This is a genomic window from Bacillus sp. EB V-12, assembly GCF_056158125.1.
In genome coordinates this window covers 71,481-96,629 of record NZ_JBUXJL010000010.1, presented here as the reverse complement: position 1 = coordinate 96,629, position 25,149 = coordinate 71,481, and the positions used below count along the sequence as shown (strand labels likewise).

Annotated in this window: 26 protein-coding genes, 1 pseudogene and 1 riboswitch; of the genes and pseudogenes, 10 read left to right on the top strand and 17 right to left on the bottom strand. The window is 34.8% G+C overall.

Going from position 1 to position 25,149, the window contains the following annotated elements; genetic code table 11:
• Positions 1-39 precede the first annotated feature (39 nt).
• Positions 40-942: an intracellular short-chain-length polyhydroxyalkanoate depolymerase gene (gene phaZ, locus ACZDYH_RS24365; RefSeq protein WP_000594878.1), complete on the bottom strand. Its 903-nt coding sequence runs from the start codon at positions 940-942 to the stop codon at positions 40-42.
• 189 nt (positions 943-1,131) lie between these two features.
• Here phaZ and ACZDYH_RS24360 point away from each other — a divergent pair, with 189 nt between their 5' ends.
• The 3 genes from ACZDYH_RS24360 to ACZDYH_RS24350 all read left to right on the top strand — a co-directional run bounded on the left by ACZDYH_RS24360 (position 1,132) and on the right by ACZDYH_RS24350 (position 4,123).
• Positions 1,132-1,548, top strand: coding sequence for a MarR family winged helix-turn-helix transcriptional regulator (locus ACZDYH_RS24360; RefSeq protein WP_000343675.1), 417 nt, complete (start codon positions 1,132-1,134; stop codon positions 1,546-1,548).
• Positions 1,549-1,563: 15 nt separating this feature from the next.
• Positions 1,564-2,763: an MFS transporter gene (locus ACZDYH_RS24355; RefSeq protein ID WP_434712382.1), complete on the top strand. Its 1,200-nt coding sequence runs from the start codon at positions 1,564-1,566 to the stop codon at positions 2,761-2,763.
• 100 nt (positions 2,764-2,863) lie between these two features.
• Entirely contained in the window at positions 2,864-4,123 is a 1,260-nt protein-coding gene (locus tag ACZDYH_RS24350) for a serine hydrolase domain-containing protein (protein WP_000768754.1), read from the top strand.
• A gap of 173 nt (positions 4,124-4,296) precedes the next feature.
• On the opposite strand, the gene ACZDYH_RS24345 is transcribed toward ACZDYH_RS24350, so the two are convergent.
• On the bottom strand, positions 4,297-4,779 hold the full coding sequence (locus ACZDYH_RS24345) for a hypothetical protein (RefSeq protein ID WP_000597307.1): 483 nt from the start codon (positions 4,777-4,779) through the stop codon (positions 4,297-4,299).
• A 348-nt stretch (positions 4,780-5,127) separates the two neighbouring features.
• Between ACZDYH_RS24345 and ACZDYH_RS24340 the strand changes: the two genes are divergently transcribed.
• Complete coding sequence (locus ACZDYH_RS24340) at positions 5,128-6,474, top strand: short-chain fatty acid transporter (RefSeq protein ID WP_434712385.1); 1,347 nt, start codon at positions 5,128-5,130, stop codon at positions 6,472-6,474.
• Between the two features lie 40 nt (positions 6,475-6,514).
• Here ACZDYH_RS24340 and ACZDYH_RS24335 read toward each other — a convergent pair whose 3' ends face one another.
• From ACZDYH_RS24335 to ACZDYH_RS24320, 4 genes are all read right to left on the bottom strand, one after another.
• Entirely contained in the window at positions 6,515-6,868 is a 354-nt protein-coding gene (locus tag ACZDYH_RS24335) for a group-specific protein (RefSeq protein ID WP_141531398.1), read from the bottom strand.
• Complete coding sequence (locus tag ACZDYH_RS24330; protein ID WP_098567184.1) at positions 6,865-7,440, bottom strand: NAD(P)H-dependent oxidoreductase; 576 nt, start codon at positions 7,438-7,440, stop codon at positions 6,865-6,867. Before ACZDYH_RS24330 ends, ACZDYH_RS24335 begins: the two co-directional genes overlap by 4 nt.
• Before the next feature lie 23 nt (positions 7,441-7,463).
• Positions 7,464-7,853: an SWIM zinc finger family protein gene (locus ACZDYH_RS24325; RefSeq protein WP_000271521.1), complete on the bottom strand. Its 390-nt coding sequence runs from the start codon at positions 7,851-7,853 to the stop codon at positions 7,464-7,466.
• Between the two features lie 262 nt (positions 7,854-8,115).
• Entirely contained in the window at positions 8,116-8,373 is a 258-nt protein-coding gene (locus tag ACZDYH_RS24320) for a hypothetical protein (RefSeq protein WP_000171476.1), read from the bottom strand.
• A 100-nt stretch (positions 8,374-8,473) separates the two neighbouring features.
• A riboswitch (SAM riboswitch) is annotated at positions 8,474-8,572 on the bottom strand.
• A 131-nt stretch (positions 8,573-8,703) separates the two neighbouring features.
• Here ACZDYH_RS24320 and ACZDYH_RS24315 point away from each other — a divergent pair.
• A complete protein-coding gene (locus ACZDYH_RS24315) occupies positions 8,704-8,895 on the top strand; it encodes a hypothetical protein (RefSeq protein ID WP_000554032.1) in 192 nt (63 codons plus the stop codon).
• Positions 8,896-8,925: 30 nt separating this feature from the next.
• Here ACZDYH_RS24315 and ACZDYH_RS24310 read toward each other — a convergent pair whose 3' ends face one another.
• The 7 genes from ACZDYH_RS24310 to rraA all read right to left on the bottom strand — a co-directional run bounded on the left by ACZDYH_RS24310 (position 8,926) and on the right by rraA (position 16,603).
• Positions 8,926-9,648 carry a YwiC-like family protein gene (locus tag ACZDYH_RS24310; protein ID WP_474887364.1) on the bottom strand — a complete coding sequence of 241 codons (723 nt, stop codon included), beginning with the start codon at positions 9,646-9,648 and terminating at the stop codon, positions 8,926-8,928.
• A gap of 182 nt (positions 9,649-9,830) precedes the next feature.
• Positions 9,831-10,532: an ECF transporter S component gene (locus ACZDYH_RS24305; RefSeq protein WP_434712390.1), complete on the bottom strand. Its 702-nt coding sequence runs from the start codon at positions 10,530-10,532 to the stop codon at positions 9,831-9,833.
• Positions 10,505-12,166 carry an ABC transporter ATP-binding protein gene (locus ACZDYH_RS24300; RefSeq protein ID WP_025708760.1) on the bottom strand — a complete coding sequence of 554 codons (1,662 nt, stop codon included), beginning with the start codon at positions 12,164-12,166 and terminating at the stop codon, positions 10,505-10,507. Before ACZDYH_RS24300 ends, ACZDYH_RS24305 begins: the two co-directional genes overlap by 28 nt.
• Complete coding sequence (locus ACZDYH_RS24295) at positions 12,139-13,017, bottom strand: energy-coupling factor transporter transmembrane component T (RefSeq protein ID WP_002178524.1); 879 nt, start codon at positions 13,015-13,017, stop codon at positions 12,139-12,141. The genes ACZDYH_RS24300 and ACZDYH_RS24295 overlap by 28 nt, the downstream gene beginning before the upstream one ends.
• 22 nt (positions 13,018-13,039) lie before the next feature.
• On the bottom strand, positions 13,040-13,879 hold the full coding sequence (locus tag ACZDYH_RS24290; RefSeq protein ID WP_000048898.1) for a DUF4430 domain-containing protein: 840 nt from the start codon (positions 13,877-13,879) through the stop codon (positions 13,040-13,042).
• Positions 13,880-13,936: 57 nt separating this feature from the next.
• Positions 13,937-15,784 (bottom strand): DUF4430 domain-containing protein, encoded by a 1,848-nt coding sequence (locus ACZDYH_RS24285; RefSeq protein WP_474887361.1) that lies wholly within the window; start codon positions 15,782-15,784, stop codon positions 13,937-13,939.
• 339 nt (positions 15,785-16,123) lie between these two features.
• Complete coding sequence (gene rraA, locus ACZDYH_RS24280; protein WP_474887359.1) at positions 16,124-16,603, bottom strand: ribonuclease E activity regulator RraA; 480 nt, start codon at positions 16,601-16,603, stop codon at positions 16,124-16,126.
• 199 nt (positions 16,604-16,802) lie between these two features.
• On the opposite strand from rraA, the gene ACZDYH_RS24275 reads away from it, so the two are divergent.
• Entirely contained in the window at positions 16,803-18,233 is a 1,431-nt protein-coding gene (locus ACZDYH_RS24275) for a YfcC family protein (RefSeq protein WP_001166965.1), read from the top strand.
• A gap of 157 nt (positions 18,234-18,390) precedes the next feature.
• Here ACZDYH_RS24275 and ACZDYH_RS24270 read toward each other — a convergent pair whose 3' ends face one another.
• The 3 genes and pseudogenes from ACZDYH_RS24270 to ACZDYH_RS24260 form a co-directional block, all read right to left on the bottom strand.
• Positions 18,391-19,218: an endonuclease I family protein gene (locus ACZDYH_RS24270; RefSeq protein WP_000672188.1), complete on the bottom strand. Its 828-nt coding sequence runs from the start codon at positions 19,216-19,218 to the stop codon at positions 18,391-18,393.
• A gap of 499 nt (positions 19,219-19,717) precedes the next feature.
• On the bottom strand, positions 19,718-20,074 hold the full coding sequence (locus ACZDYH_RS24265) for a hypothetical protein (RefSeq protein WP_001229415.1): 357 nt from the start codon (positions 20,072-20,074) through the stop codon (positions 19,718-19,720).
• A gap of 287 nt (positions 20,075-20,361) precedes the next feature.
• Positions 20,362-20,448 (bottom strand): annotated as a pseudogene (locus ACZDYH_RS24260) (transposase); the annotation flags it as partial.
• A 139-nt stretch (positions 20,449-20,587) separates the two neighbouring features.
• On the opposite strand from ACZDYH_RS24260, the gene ACZDYH_RS24255 reads away from it, so the two are divergent.
• Entirely contained in the window at positions 20,588-20,917 is a 330-nt protein-coding gene (locus ACZDYH_RS24255; RefSeq protein ID WP_000566268.1) for a hypothetical protein, read from the top strand.
• A 736-nt stretch (positions 20,918-21,653) separates the two neighbouring features.
• Here the strand turns inward: ACZDYH_RS24255 and ybaK are convergent.
• Positions 21,654-22,130 carry a Cys-tRNA(Pro) deacylase gene (ybaK, locus tag ACZDYH_RS24250; protein ID WP_001992643.1) on the bottom strand — a complete coding sequence of 159 codons (477 nt, stop codon included), beginning with the start codon at positions 22,128-22,130 and terminating at the stop codon, positions 21,654-21,656.
• A gap of 337 nt (positions 22,131-22,467) precedes the next feature.
• On the opposite strand from ybaK, the gene ACZDYH_RS24245 reads away from it, so the two are divergent.
• From ACZDYH_RS24245 to ACZDYH_RS24235, 3 genes are all read left to right on the top strand, one after another.
• Positions 22,468-23,748, top strand: a complete 1,281-nt coding sequence (locus tag ACZDYH_RS24245; protein WP_434712397.1) for a histidine--tRNA ligase — start codon at positions 22,468-22,470, stop codon at positions 23,746-23,748.
• A 160-nt stretch (positions 23,749-23,908) separates the two neighbouring features.
• The gene (locus tag ACZDYH_RS24240; RefSeq protein ID WP_000860725.1) at positions 23,909-24,220 is read left to right on the top strand and encodes a hypothetical protein; all 312 of its coding nucleotides are present in this window, start codon (positions 23,909-23,911) and stop codon (positions 24,218-24,220) included.
• A 256-nt stretch (positions 24,221-24,476) separates the two neighbouring features.
• Positions 24,477-25,076 carry a hypothetical protein gene (locus ACZDYH_RS24235; protein ID WP_000914427.1) on the top strand — a complete coding sequence of 200 codons (600 nt, stop codon included), beginning with the start codon at positions 24,477-24,479 and terminating at the stop codon, positions 25,074-25,076.
• The last annotated feature ends 73 nt before the right edge of the window (positions 25,077-25,149 follow it).

Sequence of the window (25,149 nt, the reverse complement as noted above, 5' to 3'; positions counted from 1 at the left end):
CAAATGTTATAGTATATGCAATACTGTTCATTTCGGGGATTATTTCTGTTCTAACCAATTCTCTACATGTTTTATAAATACATCTAAACAATCAATAAACGGCGAGTGTCCGCAATCTTCTAATACCTTCAACTCTGCATTTGGCAAATGTTTCGCTAATTCCTCACCGACTACTTGCGGAACGACATAATCTCTATCGCCTTGTATGACGAGTGTTGGCGCTTTAATACGATGAATTTGTTTACTTCCCTCTACAACCCCATTATGTTCATCTGAAATATTAAATGTAATGAGCGCATAATTCACATCTACGAAATTACGTTGCGTTAACATATCATCTAAATACTTTTCATAACGGTCCGGTTCAGGTTGATTATGTGTATATATTAATAGATTCCATACTGTACGGTAATATAGTTTGTTCATATTTTTTATCGCGTCTAATACTGGAGCAATTTGTACTGGATCTTGCGCAATTTCTTCTTTCGTCTTTACTAAACTTGATACAATCGGCTGCCCATTCGTATCTTTTTTAAAGATTGGGTAACCTTTCATTCCTACTGATTCTACTAAAATTAACTTTTCTACAAAAGTTGGGTGATTCGCTGTAAATTGCATCGCAACGCCACCGCCCATTGACCAGCCCATTAATGAGAATTTCTCTAGTTTTAACTCGTCGATAAATAATTTTACATCGTCTGCAAAGTCTTGTAATGAATCTATCGATTGATTATACGTTGATTGTCCAAACCCTCTTAAATCAAGAGCGTAAATATGGTATTGATCTTGCAACTTTTCAATAACTAAATCCCAATGTTGTGACGATGTCATGTTCCCGTGAATGAGTACAAGAATATCTGTATTTCGCCTTCCAACTTCCTGATATGCAATCGTTTCTCCGTTCGATAGTGAAACAAACTCCATTGTTGCAGGCTTAATCATCACAAGTTCCCCCATTCTATTTAATAGAAAGAAAATTCTTTACTTAATTAAAGAATAGCACGTAGAATGTACGTTCGCAACATAAAAGCTATAAGAATTTTTTACATAAATCAACATGTCTATTACTAGACAATTATTATAAAAAAGTATATAGTTAGCTAGGTAACTAATTTGAAAGGATCAAAATACATGGACGAAAAACAACATTTTTTTCACATCGTCAGCCAGACTTCTCGAAAGTTTACGAAGAAATTTAATGAACGTGTATCTCCAACAGGGTTATTTAGTGCGCAATGGGCTGTTATTTTCCGCATTAATCAAACTGGTTCTTGTACGCAAACAGAATTGTGCCAATATTTAAATGTTGAATCACCAACGATGACTCGTACGTTAACACGTATGGAAACGATGGGATGGATTATTCGTACAGAAGGTAAAGATCGCCGTGAGAAGCTCATTTCTTTATCCGAAACAGCGATAAAGATGATTCCAATATGGCAAGAAGAAGTTGATACTTTCGAAGAAAAAACGCTAGAAGGTATTAACGAAGATGATTTACATCAAGCATTTCAAGTGTTACAACAAATTATTAAAAATTTAGATTAAATTGGAGGGATGACGATGCAAAGTGAGAAACTTTGGACGAAGGATTTCCTCGGAACTTGTTTTAGTAGTCTATTTCTCTTCTTAACATTTTACATGCTTATGACTACTCTGCCTGTCTATGTAATAGACGGCCTAAAAGGAAAACCTGAGGAAATTGGTTTAGTTGCAACTGTGTTTCTTATTTCTTCTGTTTTATGTAGACCATTCACAGGAAAATGGCTCGATGATTTAGGAAGAAAGAAAATATTATTTATTTCACTTTCATTATTTTTAGCCGCTACTGTTATGTATTTCGGTGCGCAAAGTTTATTCTTATTACTTGCCCTTCGCTTCTTACACGGTATTGGGTTCGGGATGGCAACGACAGCTACTGGTACGATCGTAACTGATGTTGCGCCAGCTCATCGACGAGGCGAAGCACTTGCATATTTCGGCGTATTTATGAGTCTGCCGATGGTAATTGGTCCTTTTTTAGGTTTAACAATTATTTCTCATTTTTCGTTTACTGTGTTATTTATCGTTTGTTCCGTATTTTCATTACTTGCATTTTTATTAGGACTACTTGTAGATATTCCACACGAAGCACCTGTTACCAAACAAAAACGTGAAAAAATGAAATGGAAAGACTTAATCGAACCATCTTCTATTCCAATTGCACTTACAGGATTTGTTTTAGCCTTTTCTTATAGTGGTATTTTATCCTTTATTCCTATTTATGCGAAAGAACTCGGTTTAAGTGAAATTGCAAGTTACTTCTTTATTTTATACGCACTTGTTGTTGTCATTTCTCGTCCATTTACAGGAAAGATTTTTGATCGCTTCGGTGAAAATGTACTCGTTTACCCTGCTATCATTATTTTCACAATCGGAATGTTCATATTAAGCCAAGCACAAACTTCATTTTGGTTCCTTGGCGCAGGTATGCTAATCGGTTTAGGTTACGGAACATTAATTCCGAGTTTCCAAACGATTGCGATTTCTGCCGCTCCAAACCATAGACGTGGTTCTGCGACAGCTACGTATTTCTCATTCTTTGATAGTGGTATTGGCTTTGGTTCTTTCATTTTAGGTATTGTCGCAGCGAAATCCAGTTATCATAATATGTATTTTATCGCAGCTATTATCGTTGCGTTCACTTTACTTTTATATTATGGATTACACGGACGAAAACAAAAATTCAAGAAACAACCTACAGACGGAAAAATTTCCGCTTAACGTTAATAAGGAAAGTAAACTTCCCCGTTTACTTTCCTTATTTTGTATTTCTTTCAAGACGAGCGTATACTTATAGTAGAAATAAAAAGGAGGGCCATATATGAAACTAAAAAAATCTCCCCTACTCTTACTTATACTAACATTCATATTTGTAATTACAGGGCTTGGGTTTACTTACTTCAAACAAAATAAAACGACCCCATCAAAACATAATGTGACAAAAGAAAACTGGTTAAATGACCCTTACTTACGTTGGTCATATACCCATATGAAAGAATTCACTTTAGTTAATAACGTAAAAAACAATCCTGACCAAATTGCTCACTTCCCTTCCGCGTTGCAAAACTTAGACGATTTTGCTGTGGAGCGTAGATTTGGAAATACAACTCCTCTAAAAAAACTTTTAGATGATAACAAAACAGATGCTTTTGTCGTTGTACATAATGGACAACTTGTTTACGAACGATATTTCAATGGGTATAAACAGAATGAACCTCATGGTATGGCATCATTAGCAAAAGTCTTTACCGGGGCAATTATACAATCTCTCGCTGAAGAGAATCGTATCGATTTAGAGAAAACAGCTGACACTTACATAAAAGAATTAAAAAACACACCGTTCGGTAATGCCACACTTCAGCAATTAATGGACATGCAAGTGTCAGCAGAATACCCGACCCACGGATATGAGCAGCCTGGGCTAGAAAATCAAGATGCACAATTATATTTAGCTAGCAATATTTTACCCCGCGGCAAAAATTACGACGGTCCGATGAAAATTTATGATATGTTACGAGAAGCCGAAGAAACGGCACCGCCTGGTTCTGCCTTTTCTTACAATAACGGATCAACAGAAACGCTCGCTTGGATTATTAGAACTATTACTGGTAAATCACTAGCTGAAAATGTAAGCGAACGAATTTGGTCTCAAATTGGTATGGAAGAAAACGCGTATTACGTTACAGATGAAACAAAAGTAGAACAAGCTAGTGCTGGATTAAATGCAACTGCTAGAGATATGGCGAGATTCGGGCAATTACTATTAAACAACGGGGAATATAACGGAAAACAAATTCTCCCTTCTTCTATTACTAAAGATATAAAAAATGTCCAAGAAGGTGAACTTGCAATTGCCCCTGGAGCTTCCATTTCTTATCATAATCAATGGTGGATTCCGCACAATGAACAAGGTGCTTTCGAAGTGTTAGGTAGTTACGGACAAACACTTTACATCGATCCGAAAACAAATATGGTAATCGTTCATTTCTCTTCTAACGCAACGCCAAGTAATGAAATACATTCGGTTTACTCAAATATGTATATTGATATTGCACATCATTTAGAAAAGCTTCCACAGTAGTGGAAGCTTTTTCATTACAGTACATTATTTACACTACTATACCAATTATCTTTTCGTTATTAGAAAATATCGAAAAAACAATTACCTAAAATACACCTATCGAAAATTTTATAAGCAGTTTACAATTTTAATTGAGCGTTTAACTAATACACCCACATCTTTTGGAGAATGTATTAAAACACTTCCCTTACAAAGATTGTCTGTTCATATTGGTCGAAAATTTCTTCTATAGATGAAAATAAAGTTTCTTCCGGGATGATGAACTTTATTTTTTGACCATTTTTTAACATGAAGGAAATCGTTCCATTATCATTAAAACCTGTATGAAACGTTCCTCGTTTATTTAATAGTACCTCTTCAATTATATTTATTTCAATTGAAAAGTTATTCTTTAATTGCAAGAGTTCATGTACATCGCCAGTATGTATTTTTGCATCTATTTCAGTTTCTAAGTTTAATTGTTTTTTCTCAATTTTTTTGAACCAAAACAAAAACAATAGCTCTGAAATACCAGGTAATTGTTTTTTATAAGCATGTCGGCTATGAAACTGTCCGCCAATCTTTATAAAATATATACAGTCACCTGTAATAAAAACTTTATAATATATATCTGCCGTAAACATTTTAGGCTTTAAAAGATAAAAACTTTTGATCATAATTCCCCCATCAATTTTAAATGTATTTGTATAAACATTTTTAGCTAGATTTGTGCTAAAACATATTTCTCATGTAATGCAACACTATTGTATTGAATCTCCTCTCCCTTTGCAACAGTTGCTTTGAAGCCAGCTAGTAACCTTTCTCTATACTATCCCTATAAGTGCTACCCCATTTCCAACCGTTTTTCTTCTAGTATATTAAAAGCAGAATTTGATACGAGGCTCTATATCAATCTATCAATAAATTACCACTCTGTAAATATCTGAATTTTCTTTACTTTGAAGGTTATCTCCTAAACAACCTCGAATAATTGTAATACATATACATAAGGAGGTTGATCTATTTTGTTTCGTTCCTTTACAAATGGTTGCGTCGCCTTAGTGCAACGCTTCTTGCCAGAACCGTTTATTTTATCATGTTTACTAACTGTTTTTGTTATCTTCTTTGGTATGTTTGCGACTCACCAAACCCCTGTAGAAATGATTAATCACTGGGGTAATGGAATTTGGGGACTCCTCGCCTTTTCTATGCAAATGGCACTTGTACTCGTGACTGGATCTGCTTTAGCAAATGCTCCTCTTATTAAAAAGGGATTAACGAAAGCTGCCAGACTACCAAAAACGAATGGACAAGGCATTATTGCCATTTCAATTGTAAGTTTACTTGGTGCATACATAAACTGGGGCTTTGGAATTGTTGTATCTGTTTTATACGCAAAAGAAGTGGCAAGGCAGCTGGACAGATTAGATTATAGACTAGCAATCGCCTCTTCTTACTCTGGGTTTCTCATTTGGCATGCCGGTCTTTCTGCCTCTATCCCTCTTACGTTAGCAACAGGCGGTGAAACGTTAATTAAAACGACTGCTGGAAGTATTAAAGAGGCGATTCCAATAACAGAAACGTTATTCTCACCATACGCTCTCGTTCCAGTTATTATTTTTCTCGTTACGATGCCTCTCATTAATAAAGCGATGCATCCAGATGAAAAACATACGATTATAGTAGATCCTAGCGTGTTCCATGAAGAAGCTGCTGCTCAAGAAGTAGAAAAAAATACGTTCGCTGAAAAGATGGAAAATAGCATTATTATTACACTTTGCGTTGGATTGTTAGGTCTCATTTATATTTTCAATTACTTTTATACGAAAGGTTTTAACCTTACTCTCGATATCGTGATTTTTATGTTATTAATTGCAGGTCTTATTTTCCACCGTACTCCGATTCAGTATATTCGCGCTTTTTCAGACTCTACGAAAAGTGCTTCTGGCATTTTACTTCAATTTCCGTTTTACGCAGGAATTATGGGCATGATGATTGGAGCAAATAGTGAAGGACTTTCACTTGGAGGAGCTATTTCTAATTTCTTTATTAGCATTTCAAATGAAACGACTTTTCCGCTCTTTACATTTTTAAGTGCTGGCATTGTTAACATTTTCGTTCCATCTGGCGGCGGTCAATGGGCTGTGCAAGCACCAATTATGATTCCAGCTGGCGCTGAACTTGGTGTACCTGCTGCAAAAACAGCAATGGCAATTGCATGGGGCGATGCTTGGACGAATTTAATTCAACCTTTCTGGGCATTACCAGCATTAGCGATAGCTGGTTTAGGTGCTCGTGACATTATGGGATTTTGTGTTGTGAACTTACTATATGCGGGTTTTATCATTAGTCTATGCTTCTTATTTATTTAAACGAAAAGCTAGTTTTATACTAGCTTTTTTACATAATAAATCACTTATTTCCCATGCAATTTATAATCTTCTCCCACTCTATCTCCGTAAGATGTAATGACTCAAATGCAAAAAAATCTTCGCAAATTTTTCCGATTAAGTGTGGATGTTCACTCAAAAAATTCCACTGTAACGCTTTAGGAAGAAAATATGTTTCATATTCTTTACTTCCCCGTACTATCTCATCTACTTCTCTTTCACAAATTCCTCTTATTAAATAATCATTTCTTAACTCTATTTGAATTTGCTGAAATGTTTCGCTACATTTTTTCAATTGAAGTAAACGCGTAACATACTTCCGAAAAAGTTCGCCGTCATACTGAACACAGTTTATAATACGGTCGACTTCATTCATAATGTACGAGCCTTTTCTTCTATTTGTAATAACCATTTTTCACGCTTTGATACTTTACTCGTTTTCACAGATTGAAACACTGAACGTTTTATATCGCGAATGCCACAAAAACGTAAAACACCTCTCTTCATCATAATCCAATCTGCTGATCGATATAATAATGCGACGTACCATAACGGTGAATCTAGCGTATTAATCACCCACGCCTTCTTACCTTTCAATAAGCCTTTCGCCAGAGCCCCTTCATATTTATAAGCAAATCCAGCTACGAAAATACGATCGATAAATCCTTTTAAAATTGCTGGCATCCCCCACCACCATATTGGATAGATGAATAAAAGTGTATCTACTTCTTCTACTAACGTTCTGTACCGAGCTGTTTCTTCTTCATTTACTAAATCACGTCTTTTCTTCTCTTCATTAAATACGAGGACTGGATCAAATTGTTCTTTGTATAAATCAAGCAGCGTAACTGAATGATTTGTTTCCGGTAGTCCTTTTTGCACATGATTGAAAATCGCCGCGTTAAAACTTGAAGGATTAGGATGAGCGTATACAATTAGTACGTTCACTACATAACAACTCCCTCTATACGTTAAAGTTTCTCCTTCTTTAACATCTTCTCTACAATTTGCACGTTTTTCGAACTTTGCAATAATCGATTCAATAATATAAGTAATTCTTCTTTTTCTAAATCTTTCAGTTTCTCTTTAACTGCACTCTCACCAGCACCTTGAATATCATAAACAACTGCCGCCATATGCTTACAAAGATTCTCATATGGACATTCGCAGCTACTTTCTGAAAAATCTTCGAGATCGATAACTACTTCATAATTTCCGGCATTTCCAGTAACGAAAGCAAACACTTTTTTATCATGTATTTCAACATCTTCTACATGTCCATCTTCATAATATTCATATCCCTTATCTACAATGTACTTTGGGATCCATTTCGTTATATCTTTTAATAAGTAAGCGTACATAATTGTACCCCTTCCTTTAATTCCCTTTTGACTTCAAAAATCCTGTATGTTATTCTAATAACCGTCAAATAGCAAGTCTATATGACAAAACGACTGACACCTATTCGGCGAAGGTGTCTCTTTTCATTTGCAGCCGATATGAATTGCCTCTTTCAGGCACATTCAATTTTTGACACTACACACTCAACACCATTCCCTGTATCAGGCTGCTTTAGCAGTCTTTTACTCTACATACTCCGTTATTTTAAGAAAAAAAGAGAGCTTAGCTCCCTTTTCTCGCCTTATACAATACCCCTTTTTCAGCATAGAGATATTCATCAGCTAATGTAATTTTCCCATCCAGTTTTAGTTCGTCTAATAATCTTGATAAATAAAATTGATGCAACATCTTTTTCGTGAATTTTCCTTCATGATGCGAAACGATATGTTCTTGAATATCTAACAATGATATCGGCTTATCTTGCTCTATCATATATTCATAAACTGTACTACGCAGTTTTACGTATTTTTCGAGTGTCACAGTAATGCGCAACCCCTTTCTTCTTAATATAAATTTTCGTAATCGGTTTTTTTGCAATAAAAAAACCTCTCCGATAAGAAGAAGTTACGTATATATCTTCGTCTTATCTCCCAGAACAAATATGTTCTGCTGGAATTAGCACCTGCATCGCGGTTGCTGGGTTTCATCGGGCCAGTCCCTCCACCTCTCTGGATAAGAAAATATTCACTTAATTCTTACTATACGTAATTCCACTTTAATTGTCAAACAAATATAATAAATATAACAAATTATATTTTCTTCCTTACTGTTCATACTACCCATATACGAACATGCAAGGAGGATTATGAAATGCATCAAAATGCTCGCGGATATGTACAAGATTCTTTTCAATCATTACAAGAAGCTAAAAATTGTTTAGAAGAAGCGCTCGAAACAGTTGAAAAAGATTTTAATCGCGCTCGTATTGAACAATCACTTTATGCTGTTGAACAAGCTATTCAACGTTGCGAGTACACCGTTCACATTTTAGAAAAAGATTAAAAACTTCCCATCAATTGATGGGAAGTTTTTTCAAATGGCATACTTCATAATTATTGCCGTTATGATTAAAAAATATACAGAATTAGCAATTTCTAAAATTCCTACTTTTATAATAGAAATTTTTTTGCCATACAACACAATTGCTCGAATGACACTTGGTATAAAAATAAGAGAACACCACGGATTAATCGCAAATACAATTATCGTTAATACGATATGATATCCCCAAGATATAAGACGATACTTCGGATTATTTTTTTCACGAATCATCGTTTTCACATAGAACGTACTACCTAAAAAGTATAAAAATGAAATAAGTGCAATAAATATAGCTGTATGATCGATTTGCTTCATTGAAAAGTAATAACTAATTAACCCACCGATACAAAACACAATAATCGCACAAATATCATTTAATAGTGCTCTTTCATTTTTTTGACGAGCGTAATACATATTCACTATAAATAATGGAATCATTACTATTACGAATAAAAGAATTCGCCACTCATATAATAAAGAAATCGTCCCAAATAGGAACGCAATAATAAAATAAACAATGGCAGCTTGTAAAAACTCTTTTTTTCGTCTTTGCTTTATGTACGTAAGAAATGGATACGTGGCTAAATAGATAAAGAACCACGCTAAAAACAATGGAATATGATAAATAGTAGGTTTCCCAAGTATGACACTTAATAAAAGAGGCATAACAAGCATAGCCCATGCACCATGTTGCTTCGGAATAACTAACTTCATTAACTATACACCTCCCTTTTGAAAAAAGTTCTCACCTACAATTATACAAATAATTTTATATAATAGCGGATGCATATTGAATCGATTTTTTGACAAAAAAATGCTCCTTACATTATGTAAGAAGCATGAAAGAGGCAAACGAATATGTAAGTCGCGACCCTACCTTATATGAGTATGCTTTTCTATGTCACGTTATGCTCATCTAATATACCGTATTTCTTTTTAAATCTTGTAAGAATCGTAATCCATGAAGTACTAAATAGTAATAAGAAAATAACATTCGAAATCGCATGGCTCAAATCAAAGTAAAAACTTGCGATATAATACGAAATGAAAGTTTCCCATGTTGCTTCTCGTATAAAACCGAGAAGGCCCCAGAAATTCATAATCCAGCCAAATAAAAAGCCAACAATTACTCCGTAAAGAAGTCTCCCCCATAGCTTTTTCATAAAAAATGTATTACGAAGTAAACCTGCTATAAAACCAATCATGCCCCACGAAAACATTTGCCACGGTGTCCATGGACCTTGTCCCAAAAAAATATTAGATACGATTGCTGCTGTAGCACCAATCATAAAACCAGTTTCACTTCCAAATACAATTGCAGAAACGATAATGACAAAAGAAGTTGGTTGTACACTTGGTAAAATAGAAAATGGTACCCGGCTTACTGCTGCAATTGCCGCTAATACAGCAACGAGAACAATTTCACGTGAAACAAACGCCTTTCTTTCAAAACGGATATAGAAAGGTAACATAATAACCGCTAATATAAACAAACTACTTAACATGTAATAACCGTCCATGACAAGTGTCGTAAAGAGTAATGTGCCGATTATTACTGCAAAGATACATATTATGAATGCAACATATCGTTTGGACAAGCTTCGTACACATCCTCCCACGTTAATGCATATGGCAATTCTTTTCGAATGAATCGATTAATAGATGTTGTATAAAAGAAGTTGCCGCTAAAAAATTCTTTCGGTGCATCATTCATAATGACTGTTCCATCAAATAACATCATACATTGATCCACGTATTTCGCTGCAAACTCAATATCATGCGTTGCCATTACAATTGTTGTACCTTCTTTTTGTAGCTTCCTAAATAGCTCTCCTACTCTTTCTTTCTTCCATGGATCTAATCCCTTTGTCGGTTCATCCAGTAATAATAAAGTCGGCTTTGATAACAACGTCGTACATAACGCAAGTAATTGTTGCTCTCCTCCGCTACAATCGTGCGGATGGCGTTCTTTAAGCGAATACAACCAAAACTGTTTTAGCGTATCTTCTGCTATTTCTTTTCCTTGTTCTCCATATAATTCACGCGCACGTTCATAAACCTCGTCCCATACTGTATCAAATGTAAAATGGTAATACGGATGCTGCGATACATACCCAATACTTTTAAACCGTTCTTTCGAATCGATTTTATGTATCACTTTTCCGTTCCACTTTACTTTTCCTCTTCTCGCTTTTTGTAATCCTGCTAAAATCGTTAACAGTGTAGACTTACCTGTACCGTTCTTCCCAACGAGCGCTACCCATTTTCCTTTTTCAATCGAAACTGATAAATCACGTAAAATAAGCGGACTATTTTTTTCATATTGGAACGAAATATGCTCTGCGCTTAAAATTACCTCTTGCTTTTCACTTTGTGCTATTGGGTCATTTACATATGATATCGCTGCAAAATCATTCATTTTCATTTGCGCCTCTCGCACTGTAAACGGAATATCTCTCACATTCCACTCTAAAAATAGCCTTGGAATTTGCGGAATAAATGGACGGAATGTTTCTACTCCCCACATATCCGTAATAACAATTTTAGGACTACCATCATACATAATACGGCCATTATCCATACAAACAACGCGTGTTGCAAGCGGGATAACTTCATCTAAACGATGTTCACTTAAAATAATCGTAATTCCAAGTTCTTCATTAATCCGTTTTAATAATCCTAAAAACTCTTTTGCAGCGATTGGATCTAACTGCGCTGTCGGTTCATCTAATAATAGCAATTTCGGCTGCATAACTAATACCGCAGCTAAATTGACAAGCTGCTTCTGCCCACCAGATAACGTATGAACAGATTGATGCAATAAATCTTGAAATCCTAAAAAGCTAATAAGCTCTGCTATTCTTTTTTGAATAATATGTGATGGTAATCCGATATTTTCTAAAGAAAATGCTAATTCTTGAATCACTGTATCCATAACGATCTGGTTTTCTGGGTTTTGAAATACCATCCCAATTTCTTGGGCAGATAACAAATCAGCTACTTCCTCTATTAAAACACCCTCATAAAATATCTCTCCAGAACGCGTACCAATTGGAAGTAACTCCTTTTTAAAATGTTTTAATAACGTCGTCTTCCCAGATCCCGATCCTCCAGCAAGTGCAATAAACTCACCTTTTTGAACAGAAAGAGAAATATGCTGTAACGCGTATTCGTTTTCATCAGCATATACAAATGATAAATTGTTTATTTCTGCATGCGCCACCATATCCATTCTCTCCCTTCCATCATAATTGGTAAACTAATAAACAGTGTAAATAATACAAACATCATTCCATCGTATTGCTGGAATAAAATAGATTCGACTTTCGGATAAATAATCAATTTCCCTCCGCCATAATTACTACATACAATAGCAGCTATAAATAAAATGATTAAATAACTGAGCGTATACCAATCACGCCTCTCCATTCTATAGCGAATATACGTCGTACGCTTCGTTACACCAAATCCACGAGCTTGCATAGAATCTGCCGTTTGCAGTGCATCTTCTAATGAACAAATTAATAATACTTGCAGCAATTGCATACCATTTTTGACGCGTTCAATTATCGAACCTGAATCTACCTGCACACCTTTCGTTTTTTGGACGAGTGTGATTTTCTTTAATCGTCTTATAAACAAAGGAACAAATCTCACTGTAATCATCGTTAACAATGCAACTTTCGGTGAAATTCTTGAAAACAAATATAAAAATTTATGACTGGAAATAATATCATTGTATGACGCAAACGTAAACATAACTGCAACTAGTAATAACCCCATTACTATTCCAAACATAATCGCCTCAAGCTTAATACGGCTATCACCTAACCAAAATAACGTAGTTCGACCTCTATGCGTTAATAACGAATTAAATAAAATTACCATAAAAAAGAAAACAATTGTGCTCGGTAGCATCTTTCTTATCTTTTCGCTATTTCCTTGCATCACATTTAACATAATAATTAATACTATTGCTCCAATTAAAAAAAGAGGATGAAGACACATCGTACATAGTATCATCACCCCGATATAATAGAAAAAATTCACAAAAGGATGTAAAGAAGAAAAACTTATTTTCATAGCCCTTTACCGAATGCCTTTCTTATTGTAATACGTATACCCACTCAATTGTATCTCCTGGTTTTACCGTAACTACACCAGCACTATGGTTTGGAAAAGCACCGTTCACACGATATTTCCAACCACTAGTATCCGAAATATCTTTTTCATATAAATCATTAATACCTTTTACATAAATACTATCTCTAGATCCGCTTGCATCAACATCTAATCCTGTACGTTGCAATACTTTATACACTGTATCGCCTTCTTGTACATCCATCTTTTTCGCACCCATTATATATCCGTTATTTCCTTTTACCGAGATTGTTACTTGTTTTGCTTGTGGTTTAGGCGGTGGAACCGGATCTGGTTTTCGTTGTTCAGAATTTGGAACGGTCGGAGTCGGTATCGTTTTCTCCGCTTTATTCGGATCTTCTTTTTGCTCCTGCTTCGGTGTTTCTTTCGGCTGATTCACAACCTTTGCTTCTTCTTTTACTTCTGGTGCTTTCGGTTGTTGTTTCTCTTCTTGTGCTTGTTGCTGCTCTGGTTGCTTATTTACAGCCGGCTGTTCTTTCGGTTGTTCCTGTTGTTTCTCTTCTTTCTTTACCTCTGGTTGTGCCTGCGGCTTTTCCTCTTTCGGCTTCTCTTCTACTTTTTGTTCTTGTTTCTCTTTCTGTTCTTCTTGCTGCTTTTGCTCTGATTCAGCTTGCTTTTCTTCTGTTTTTTCTTCCGGCTTCACTTCATCTTTTTGTTCTTCTTGTTTCGCTACCTCTTCTTGCTTCGGTTCTACCTTCTTCTCAGGCTTTACAGCTGCCTCTTCACATCCGGCAAGTAGCCCGAGCGAAAGCAGTAAAGAAATGAACCATTTCACCTTACTCATCCTATCTCTCACCTTTCATACGAAAATTAGGAGCAAATAATTGCTCCTAATTTTTTGTTAAGCTGCTTTACGTCTCCATAATACATATGCAGAAGCAATACATAATACACCCATACCTACTTCTGTTGCTGCACCATGAGAAGATGCTCCTGTTTTTGGTAGACTGTTACCGTTTCCGATTTTTTTATTCTTAACCGGTTCGTTATCTACAACTACTTTTAGATTTTCATCTTTTGTTTCTTGTTGTACTTGTTTTTGTTCTTTCGGTTCTTCAGTAACTTCTTTTTCTACTACATTATTTTCTGGTTCAACGACCTTTTCTGGCTCTTCAATCGGTTTTGGCTTAATTACATTACCAGCGTCTACATTAGACCAATCATAAATAGATTTTCCCATTTCCTTAAATTGAAGTAATGCTAAAAGAGCCTGTTCTGTAGCCATTCCGTTACCATTTTGATCACTTGGTAACCATTTAAATTCACCATTTGAAAGTTGATATGATAATAGGTTTTGCATTGCCTTATGAAGACGATTTTGATCTACATCTTTAACAAGCGATAATCCAATAATTGCTTGCGCAGTACTATTTGAATTTTCTTGTCCATCAGCTGAAAAACCACCATTTTGCAGCTGTTCGTTATATAAATACGCAACAGCTTTTTGTATAGCTGGTTTCACATCTGATCGCTCTTGATAAGGAGCTAATGCTGATAAAACCATACCTGTTACATCAACGCTACTAGCACTATCTTTACTACCTGAACTATTATAAGTCCATCCACCGTCTGTATGCTGATTATTTAACAGTGCTTCCACTAGAGCAACTCTGTTCCATTTTGATTCAACTGGAATCTCATACTTCTTCGTATCAAATGCAAGTAAAGCAAATGCATAACCTGTAACAGAATTCACTTTATCTGACTCATACAATTTTTGAACTAAATTATGTCCACCTACATTTTTAGGGTCTGCACTCATTGCATTCATCATAATAATTGTTCTAGCTAAATCTGTCGCTGAAAAACGATTAATGCGCTTTTCTACTTTTTCAGTTACTGACTTAACATAATTTAATTTTGCCTCAATTGGCACATTCTTTCCAGAACGAGAAAGCGCTACAGCTACCCAGTCACTTTCAATTCCATCTTGTAACATTTTTTCAGATGTTTTTGAGATTGCTTCCTCTAATTGCTTCGCTGGAATTTGAACATTCTCTTGCTTTGGTTGTTCTGGTTTTTTACTATCTTGGTCACCTTGGTTTTCCCCATCTAGCGTTTTACCGTCTTGGTCACCTTGGTTTTTCCCATCTGGCGTTTTACCATCTTGATCACCTTGGTTTTTCCCATCTGGCGTTTTACCGTCTTGGTCACCTTGGTTTTTCCCATCTGGCGTTTTACCGTCTTGACCTTCTGATTTTGGTTCTTCTGGTTTGCAGCCGTCAGGTTCTTCTGTTTTACACGTTCCGAACTTATCTAACGTTTCTTTCAATGTTTCCTGGCTTATATTGCTCCAGTCTGAAACAAAACGAAAGACAACAACGTCTCCAGATTTTAATTTATAACTATCTGCTCCGACTTCTGCAGACTGATCATTTACATCATACAGCCAAGCACTTGTAGCCCCGGCCATTAAACCATCGATGCCTTTTACATATGTTCCAAACGACATCGTTTCAGATTCTACTTTGTCCCCCATGACCTTTTGCAGCAAACTTAAAGCTGTTTCCCCATCTTTAATTTGCTCTTCTTTCGGACATAACATAATGCCTTTTTGTGATTCCCCAATAATTGCAAGTTTTGCTGTATTTCCTTCAGCAAACGTAATATGTACTGTATTCGCAAAAGAAACAAATACAAGTGTCACTGCCATTAACGACGTAAGCAGCCATTTTTTCAACATTGCCATCCCAAAATTTCCTCCCTTACTACCATTTACACAAAAAAAGGCCCTTCAAGGGCGTGCGATTGACACTCTCTTTTTGTAAGTGTCGAACAAAAATGCACAACACCTCCTACCCGCATCATTCGCGGCTATATTTGTATAGGAAAAATAATTTTGTTTATGAACGTATCATTGTGATAACATTCACTTTTCTTGGCACAACTTACTCCCATTTAAGTTATCGTAAAACGATAAACCTATACATTCTGTAAATTTTAAATTTCTGTATTATTTTACTATTGACAAAGAATTTTGTCCATGCTTTATCGGATTTATTTTCTAAGAATAATAACTTATTAACTCTTAACGATGTAAACTCTTTTCACTAATAATGACGCCATCTTCATCCGCATAGACATATTCATTTGGATTCCATTCTACTTGTCCAAAGTGCAATGAAATATTTCGTTCTCCTTTTCCTTCTTTCACACTTCTATTTGGCATCGTTCCTAACGCTAAAATACCAATATTAATATTCTTTAGTTCACTAGAATCACGAACATACCCATTCACAATAATTCCTGCTAGCTTTCTTTCTTCCGCAATAGCTGCCAAATTATCACCGAGTAACGCACAATTCGTAGACGCTCCGCCATCAACAACTAATACTGTTCCTTCTGGTAATGTTTGCAATCCTTCCTTCACTAGTACATTATCATCTTTCACTTTTACAGTTGCAATTTTCCCGCGGAATTGTTCTTTCTTCCCAAAAGACCGAAAAGACTGGCGACATATTTGTAATTCCTTTTCAAATTCATCACATAGATCAGTAGTTTTCCACATCTTGTTCCCTCTTTTCCTTTTTCTTTCTACATAACATATTCTTGGCTTATTATCGTTTCCCTGTCTAATATTGCAATAATTTGTATGTACGGGAAAGGATACAAAAACTATTGCCTTAAGAAGCTACCTTTATTATAATCTATTTCACAGATTAAATTCAGAATATTAAAAATTAACCAAGTGAAGAAGGAGGGATTTTATGCAAATACAAACTGAGGCAAAAAAACAACCTAGTAAACCAAAGTTTAAAATGCCTGATGCGTACGTACTACTATTTTTTATTGCCTTACTTTGCGCCATTGCTACGTACTTCGTTCCTGCTGGAGAATTTAAAAGGGTTACAAACGGGACCGTTACAACGACAATACCAGGTAGCTACCATTCTGTTCCGCAATCACCCGTAGGATTTGTTTCTTTTTTTACCGCTATTGAAAAAGGAATGACACTTGCTGCTCCTATTATCTTTCTAATTTTATTTACAGGTGGAGCCATTGCAATTCTTGAAAAAACAGGTGCTCTTGACGGTTTAATCTATCATGTTATTAACAAATTTCGTAATCAGCAATTACTTTTCATTTGTATAGTTGCTGCGCTTTTTTCTATTCTTGGAACGACTGGTATTATCGTTAACTCAGTTATCGGTTTTATCCCCATCGGCATCATCGTTGCACGCACGTTAAAATGGGACGCTATCGTCGGTGTAGCAATTATTTATTTAGGTACTTATGCTGGTTTTAATGCTACTATTTTATCTCCCTCACCTTTAGGCATTTCACAAAAGATCGCAGAACTTCCGATGTTTTCGGGAATTGGTTTACGCACAGCAATTTATATATCTTTTTTACTTGCTACCATTCTATATATAAATTGGTATGTAAAGCGCTTGAAAAAATCGAATAAAGGAAGCATCCTTGGCGACAACTGGTTTCCAAGTAACGCTCTTTCAAGCGAAAAAGAAGCAGAGAAAAAGGAAGTTCCTTGGACGATACGTCATAAATTAATTTTACTCGTTTCAGCTTTATCATTAATTGCATTTTTAATAGGCGCTTTTCGTCTACATTGGACGGACGCAGAAATGACCGCTACTTTTATTTTCATAGCAATTACAGCCGGAATAATAGGTGGCATGAAAGCAAACGATATCGCTTCTACTTTTCTAACTGGCTGCCAAAACCTTATCTACGGTGCTTTAATTGTCGGAATGGCTCGCTGTATTTCAGTCATTTTAGAACAAGGAAAATTGCTTGATACAATTGTTAACCAACTCGCACAAGCTCTCGAAGGACAAAACCCTGTATTTGGTGTTATCGGCATGTATGTGAGTAGTGCCGCATTACATTTCCTCATTTCATCCGGGACAGGAGAATCGGTTATTTTTATTCCGATATTAGCTCCATTAGCTGATTTTATGCACATTACACGCCAAGTTACAGTACAAGCTGTTATGCTCGGAGAAGGTGTAGTAAACTGCTTAAATCCAACTTCCGGTGTTTTAATGGGCGTTCTCGCAGCAAGCGGGATTTCTTATGGAAAATGGATTCGTTTCATGGCTCCACTTGCACTCATTTGGTTTATCATTGGACTTGTTTTTCTTATTGTTGGGGTGAATATTGAGTGGGGACCTTACTAAATACTTAACTAGATAAATAAGTACTATCGTTCCATATAAATATCTATTCTATTTCCCTCACTAGTCCTATAAAAATCATTTATTCTAGTAAAAATATAAGAAGGGATTGATCATAATGATCAATCCCTTTTATCAAAATATAATACCTTTAAAAATCTTAGTTCCAGATTTTATTTACCCATTCTGGATGATCAATAAAAGGATTGCGGTTATGTTGATATTTTGTAAAAATCACTTCATTACGCTTTCGCTCTAAATCATCGACCGGGTCTTGTTCATTCCATTTTAATAAGACAGATAGTTTCCCCATGTATGGATCTTTATTGTTATTCACTTTTTCATTTAGTTCTAAATCTATTTCGCCGTTGTCTCCCTCGTAACGAACAGCCATATAAAACAGCATTCTAGCAATATCTCCCTTTACACTATCACGAGGTTCCCAAGAATCACTATCATATTTACATTCTGTCGCTTCAGAATGATTCACACCACCATTATCAAAATCTAGATTTCCACGTGAACTATTTACAGATACATCCGTCGCTCTTAAATGATGTAGATCTGTTCCAGGTCCTGCAGTCGTTCCAAAGTCACCGTGAGATTTTGCCCAAACATGCTCTCGGTTCCAGTTATTTACTCCTGATCCATTCGTAAGTTTCCCTTGCGAACGACCAGTATATAAGAGTATCACATTATTTTTATTATTTGGATCTTCATCAGTATCTCTTATTGCTTCCCAAACCGCACTGTATGATAGCTTTGTATGATTATCAATAATATTATGCAGTTCCTTCTTTAATTCTAACCCCGTTTTTCCTATTGCGTTATTATAATATGTATCATCATAATTTTTCACAATAATCTCTTGTGCTGATGCAGAAGCTACTTCACCGTGTATAGTATCTGTGAATGATAGAGATGCAGAACCTAAAATAAAAAATGAAGACAGTGTAACCATAGCAATCTTTGTATTTCGAAACTTCATATACCCATTCCCCTTTAAAATATAATTTAAAGCTATTAACTAAAAAGTGCTTTCTAACCCCCGAAACCTTTTAGAAACCCATACCCCTTTTCTGTTTATTTAATACAAGACTCTATCCAGTCTGTATCACTTCTAAACTTTCTGTTTATTCACATTCCAAACAATTTCACTTTTTACAAGAAATATCCTTTTCTTATAAAGATTATTAACATATTCTTTACAACTAAAAAGTAGTTTAATATTAACTTATAAATTTAAATTTATTTATGCAATAATGCATATTTGATAAATACTTTAAAAAACAGTTTGAATAAAATGCATTCAAAGAAAACCGTGCCACAAAACAGATACGGTCTAAGACAGAAATAATAAAAATTAAGATGATAGCTCGACTTTTCCCTTTTCCATAACTATCTTTATTTTTGTGTAAAACCATTCTTTCTCTGAATAATACGTACAAAAATAGATTGGATACCATGTAGGCACCAATCTATTTTAATTAAAGAAACTGTGTCAATTCTGAGTTCACAACACGTTGTGCAGTAATAATAACATTTTCAGCTGTTAGTCCATAAACACTATATAGTCCACCAGGTTGATTAGGAACAATTTGAACTTCATATTCAAATGCTTGTCCAAGAGCAGGATGAACTAAGCTTAGAGTTGCAAAAGTAGAAGCATTAGAATTCACATTGAAGTTTACCTGTTCAATTAATACTAATGAACCGTCAAGTCTAAAAACTCTAGCTACTCCAGTAAGTGGGCCCGCAGTACGGTTAAGGATCTTCACCCTAACTTTATTTGCATTAGCAGGTTGATTTCCTACGTTTTCAATTGGTCCTGTAGTAAGAGCCATATAACATCACCTCCATTATATTATTATTATATTCAATCACAAATATTAAAGTTATAATCTAATTACCCAATTTATTTAAAATAAAAAGAAGCTCCAAATTCTATTATATTTAGGTCATAGATATTAAACTTAATAAAATTAAATGCAGGAACATATTTGATATGTTCCTGCATTTTTATTGTGAGATACCGATAAATAGCCCTCTAGCTAAGATTTTAAAGTGCTACAAAATCAAAAATTTTATCTCACCAAAGTTTTCTATGAGAATCCAGTGAACAGCTTATTTACATAATTTTTGTTCTCAGAAGTTGATCTTGTAGCGCTCTTTCTCGTAATTCACTATGTTTTCCAAAGAAAATAGTGAAAAACAGGGCGGTGAATACATTTACAAAATGACAAAACTGTAAGAATACACGAATGTTTGTAAGAAAGTTCGATGTTTTCTTTTTCCTTTTTTTATTATAGTGAAAAAGAAGAACAAAATATTCTCTTATGTAGGAAAGGAAGATAATAATGATCGATCTATTAAATAAATGGATGTTAGAAAGTACAGCCAATTTTAATATCGTTGTAGGACTTACAGCACTTCTATTTTTTGGTTCAGTAATTGCACTTATTATTATTTACAAAAAAATTGGTAAACCGGTTGAAAGAACAAATGCTATTTATTTAAAAATTACTTCTCGTATGTTTACTACTCAAATTCTAATGAATGCTATATTTATTTCTTTAGTTGGTAAAGATATTGAGAATTTTCGTCAAATCTTTATATTATTTGAAGCTTTTGTATTCTTTATTGGAGCTATTTATTCGTTTAAATTATATAGACAGGAGTACAAATGATTCACTTATAAGAAACAATAAAAAACAGTAGTGATTTTACATTACTGTTTTTTATTGTTCATTTTTAATTGTAAACTTTTCATTTTTAGTTAACTGTATATTCTATACATATGAGGTTAACATAACCCATCATTAGCGTTAGCGAGGAAAAAGGACAACCCTGCTCTCACAAGTGAACCCTTTTTTAGTTCTATGAATCTATACATATTATATACATTCCTATCCTAACGTGGTTTTAGTGCTCTTGTTTGTTACTGGATTAGCCAAAAAACTGTATAAAATCTTGCATACTATTAGCGTGTTTTTTCAAAAATACTGGCATCCCCCAATTGGTGCTTTCTTATGGATATTTCTTGACTCCTCATTAAACACTCTCCGGTTCTTTGTCTATCTTTAGGAATAAACCCTGCTTGTTTATTTCAAGTTCTTGCATCGAGGTTTTACCTTCTCCCAAAGCCAAACAAACAATTCAGATTACATGCCTATATCAAACTAAACATTCAATCTTTATCCAGTTTGTAAATAAAATAGGATAATCAGCCCCATAACGGACTAACTATCCTATAAATTATTATCTAAATTCAATAAAGTGAAACTTTAATCAGCCCTCACCAATCGGGCTTTTACGGGCAGTTGATCCCCACCTAATTTCTTTGCTTCCGCTGAATTTTGAGATGAGGGTCTTACCGCCCGGCAAATAGTGGGATAAAACTAGAACTTCTTTTCCTATGTATCATTATTTCGTAATTTCACCAAACTGCGCTCTCGTCACTTTCGCCAAGTCATCTACTTTAAGCTCAATTTGTATACCGATTTTCCCTCCACTTACAATCATCGTTTCAAGTGATTGGGCGCTTTCATCGATACATGTAGAAAATAACTTTTTCATTCCGACTGGCGAACAACCGCCGCGAATATATCCTGAAACTTTCGTAATATCTTTTACAGGAATCATTTCAATTTTCTTTTCACTTACTGCTTTTGCGGCAGCTTTTAAATTTAGTTCCTCATCTACCGGAATAATAAACACATGATAATTTTTACTATTCCCTTGAGCGATTAACGTTTTATATACTTCTCTCACTTCTCGTCCAATTTTCTCGGCTACTGATACGCCATCAATTTTCCCATCGTCTGGATCATATGACATCATCGAATATTCAATTTTTTCTTTATCTAATATTCGCATCGCATTTGTTTTATCTTTTTTCATAGTGATCTCCTTAAAAGGTTATTTCATATTATTAAGTTTTATTATACACCCTTTTCCATTTCTCCTACATAACTTCACGTATATTTCAAAACTAAAAATATTGATAATTCAAAAATCATCTGATATAATTTGGAAAAACTTACGTTAAGGAGAGATTTGCAATGCTAAATTTTAATACTTCTTTCCAACTTCATCATCAAACGTAACGCCGTGTATCCGAAGAAAAATTTTTCTTCGTGGGTACAGGGCTTTTCCTGTTGACCCACGAAGCGTTCATAAAGCTATGTGGGTATTTTTATACCTGCATAGCTTTTTTTAATTTGAAAAAGGAGTGATTATGATGGAAATGAGAAATGTAAAAGGAACGAAAGACTATTTACCAGAGGAGCAAGTGCTACGAAATAAAATTAAAAGAGCATGTGAGGATACGTTTGAACGTTATGGCTGTAAACCGTTAGAGACACCAACGTTAAATATGTATGAGCTTATGTCATACAAGTACGGCGGTGGCGATGAAATATTAAAAGAAATATATACACTTCAGGATCAAGGAAAACGCGAGCTCGCCTTACGATACGATTTAACTATTCCATTCGCAAAGGTTGTGGCAATGAATCCGAACCTCCGCCTCCCTTTTAAACGTTATGAAATTGGGAAAGTATTTCGAGATGGGCCAATTAAACAAGGAAGATTTCGTGAATTTATACAATGCGACGTTGATATCGTCGGTGTTGAGTCTGTCATGGCAGAAGCTGAGCTTATGAGTATGGCGTTTGAGCTGTTCCAAACGTTAAACTTAGAGATAACGATCCAATATAATAACCGAAAATTGTTAAATGGTATTCTTCAGGCCATTAACATCCCTACTGAGTTAACAAGTGACGTCATTTTATCATTAGATAAAATCGAAAAGATTGGGATTGATGGTGTACGAAAAGATGTATTAGAGCGCGGAATTTCTGAAGAAATGGCTGATACAATATGTAATACTGTTTTATCTTGTCTAAAGCTTTCAATTGCCGACTTTAAAGAAGCTTTCAGTAACCAACTCGTTGCCGATGGAGTAAACGAATTGCAACAATTACAGCAATATTTAATCGCTCTCGGAATAAATGAAAATACGATATTCAATCCGTTTTTAGCAAGAGGACTCACAATGTATACAGGGACTGTATATGAAATCTTCCTAAAAGATGGCTCAATTACATCTAGCATAGGTAGTGGCGGCCGTTACGATAACATTATCGGAGCATTCCGTGGTGATAATATGAACTATCCAACAGTCGGTATTTCATTCGGTTTAGACGTTATTTATACAGCACTTTCGCAGAAAGAAACATTATCATCTACAGCGGATCTATTTATCATCCCACTCGGAACAGAGTTACAATGCTTACCAATTGCCCAGCAATTACGTTCTACCACTTCCTTAAAAGTCGAACTAGAACTAGCAGGACGCAAATTAAAACGTGCCCTTAATTATGCCAATAAAGAGAATATCCCTTATGTGCTTATTATTGGGGAAAACGAACTTAGTACAAACACTGTTGTGTTGCGGAATATGAAGGAAGGTAGTGAGGTGAAGGTTCCGATTTCTTCTTTAAGTAATTATTTATAATACGAACCACCCTCGTTTGGGTGGTTTTTCTATTTTATAGATACCTAACAATTAGTTTACATAAAATTATTATAATCTATTAAAAATACAAATAAACAATATCCAATTACCTATTATTTTTGGTAATATATAGATACGAATTGTTTTAGGAGGATTAACTTTGAAAACCTACATTCAAGCACTAAAGTGGACTACAGGGATCTATCATCTTTTATTACTTCCTTGTTATTATGTATTTCCAAGTCTTGTTAACCTATATGGGTTACCTTTACTACTATTGATTGTTTTACATATCAATACTATTTTATTAGCTAAAAAAGAAGGCATGAATACGTACCCTCATTATATCGGTATTATCGTTACTCTAGTTGCCTTCTTTCCTTATATAGACATCTTTCTACATATGATAGCAGCCATTTTCCTTTTATTAGATGCTGCTTCTACGAATGCAAAAGAAGTGTATGATTCATAACAGGATGAAATGAAACTTTAATCAGTAGAGTTTTGAAGTCGGTTAGCAAATTGCAAAACTTACACAATAACTTCATTGCTAACACCCAAAAAGGATTTACTTTTTAAGTAAATCCTTTTTTAAATTCCCCTCCTTACTCCAGAATAATAAAAGAATATTCTGTTTAATTTTTATAAATTTCTAAATATTTATAATACATTCGAATTAACATACATTTTAGTTATGTAAAAAATCTAAGTTTTAAGGAGATGAATCCATGCTTAAAAAGTTGGTAGCAGGTGCATTATTAACTGTTTCGTCGTTAACTGGAGGAATGGGATTAGTATCAGCTAGTACCGAAAAAGATTATACGATTTCCTCTTTCGAATATGTAACTGTAGATGAAAAGACTGTTGATTCGTTTAACAAATTGAGTGCTCCATCAAGGGAAGACGTAAAAATAACGTTAGTTCTACCGAAACAAAATCAAAATGGAGACTGGTTATCTTATGGATTTTCGAGCAAAGAAAGTTTAGAATCTTTTATTGAAAAAGATAAACAAAGGTTGAATCATTCAATCACTCCCCTTGGTGTTGGAGGAAGCGGACCTGGTAGTACAGACTTCTATAAACTCACAAATCAAGGTAGCGAGTATTTTTCACTAAGTAGCGGTTATAAAAACTTGTCTGCTAGTTGGCAAAATCAAATTGTTTCTGTACGTACAGCCGCTCCTACTGCTAGCTATTCAACAACACTATGGGAACGTACTTCAACTGACGGATATGGAAAAGGTGTTGTTTTTAAACATGCTGATTGGTATGGTCAAACTGCAAACTTAAATAACTTTCCAACTTCAGCAGTTGAAGTTAAAAAGTAAAAAATATAGAAATAAAAGGTGTTTTCACGTATGAAAGCACCTTTTATTTCTACAATTATTTCTTCTATAACAA

Excerpts from the sequence above, each read along its gene's own strand:
- ACZDYH_RS24275 (WP_001166965.1), top strand. The coding sequence starts at position 16,803 with ATGCAAATACAAACTGAGGCAAAAAAACAACCTAGTAAACCAAAGTTT.
- ACZDYH_RS24300 (WP_025708760.1), bottom strand. The coding sequence starts at position 12,166 with ATGGATATGGTGGCGCATGCAGAAATAAACAATTTATCATTTGTATAT.
- rraA (WP_474887359.1), bottom strand. The coding sequence starts at position 16,603 with ATGTGGAAAACTACTGATCTATGTGATGAATTTGAAAAGGAATTACAA.
- ACZDYH_RS24355 (WP_434712382.1), top strand. The coding sequence starts at position 1,564 with ATGCAAAGTGAGAAACTTTGGACGAAGGATTTCCTCGGAACTTGTTTT.
- ACZDYH_RS24270 (WP_000672188.1), bottom strand. The coding sequence starts at position 19,218 with ATGAAGTTTCGAAATACAAAGATTGCTATGGTTACACTGTCTTCATTT.
- ACZDYH_RS24310 (WP_474887364.1), bottom strand. The coding sequence starts at position 9,648 with ATGAAGTTAGTTATTCCGAAGCAACATGGTGCATGGGCTATGCTTGTT.
- ACZDYH_RS24255 (WP_000566268.1), top strand. The coding sequence starts at position 20,588 with ATGATCGATCTATTAAATAAATGGATGTTAGAAAGTACAGCCAATTTT.
- ACZDYH_RS24315 (WP_000554032.1), top strand. The coding sequence starts at position 8,704 with ATGCATCAAAATGCTCGCGGATATGTACAAGATTCTTTTCAATCATTA.
- ACZDYH_RS24350 (WP_000768754.1), top strand. The coding sequence starts at position 2,864 with ATGAAACTAAAAAAATCTCCCCTACTCTTACTTATACTAACATTCATA.
- phaZ (WP_000594878.1), bottom strand. The coding sequence starts at position 942 with ATGATTAAGCCTGCAACAATGGAGTTTGTTTCACTATCGAACGGAGAA.
- ACZDYH_RS24345 (WP_000597307.1), bottom strand. The coding sequence starts at position 4,779 with ATGATCAAAAGTTTTTATCTTTTAAAGCCTAAAATGTTTACGGCAGAT.
- ACZDYH_RS24235 (WP_000914427.1), top strand. The coding sequence starts at position 24,477 with ATGCTTAAAAAGTTGGTAGCAGGTGCATTATTAACTGTTTCGTCGTTA.
- ACZDYH_RS24245 (WP_434712397.1), top strand. The coding sequence starts at position 22,468 with ATGATGGAAATGAGAAATGTAAAAGGAACGAAAGACTATTTACCAGAG.
- ybaK (WP_001992643.1), bottom strand. The coding sequence starts at position 22,130 with ATGAAAAAAGATAAAACAAATGCGATGCGAATATTAGATAAAGAAAAA.
- ACZDYH_RS24335 (WP_141531398.1), bottom strand. The coding sequence starts at position 6,868 with ATGAATGAAGTCGACCGTATTATAAACTGTGTTCAGTATGACGGCGAA.
- ACZDYH_RS24285 (WP_474887361.1), bottom strand. The coding sequence starts at position 15,784 with ATGGCAATGTTGAAAAAATGGCTGCTTACGTCGTTAATGGCAGTGACA.
- ACZDYH_RS24325 (WP_000271521.1), bottom strand. The coding sequence starts at position 7,853 with ATGTACGCTTACTTATTAAAAGATATAACGAAATGGATCCCAAAGTAC.
- ACZDYH_RS24265 (WP_001229415.1), bottom strand. The coding sequence starts at position 20,074 with ATGGCTCTTACTACAGGACCAATTGAAAACGTAGGAAATCAACCTGCT.
- ACZDYH_RS24290 (WP_000048898.1), bottom strand. The coding sequence starts at position 13,879 with ATGAGTAAGGTGAAATGGTTCATTTCTTTACTGCTTTCGCTCGGGCTA.
- ACZDYH_RS24360 (WP_000343675.1), top strand. The coding sequence starts at position 1,132 with ATGGACGAAAAACAACATTTTTTTCACATCGTCAGCCAGACTTCTCGA.
- ACZDYH_RS24295 (WP_002178524.1), bottom strand. The coding sequence starts at position 13,017 with ATGAAAATAAGTTTTTCTTCTTTACATCCTTTTGTGAATTTTTTCTAT.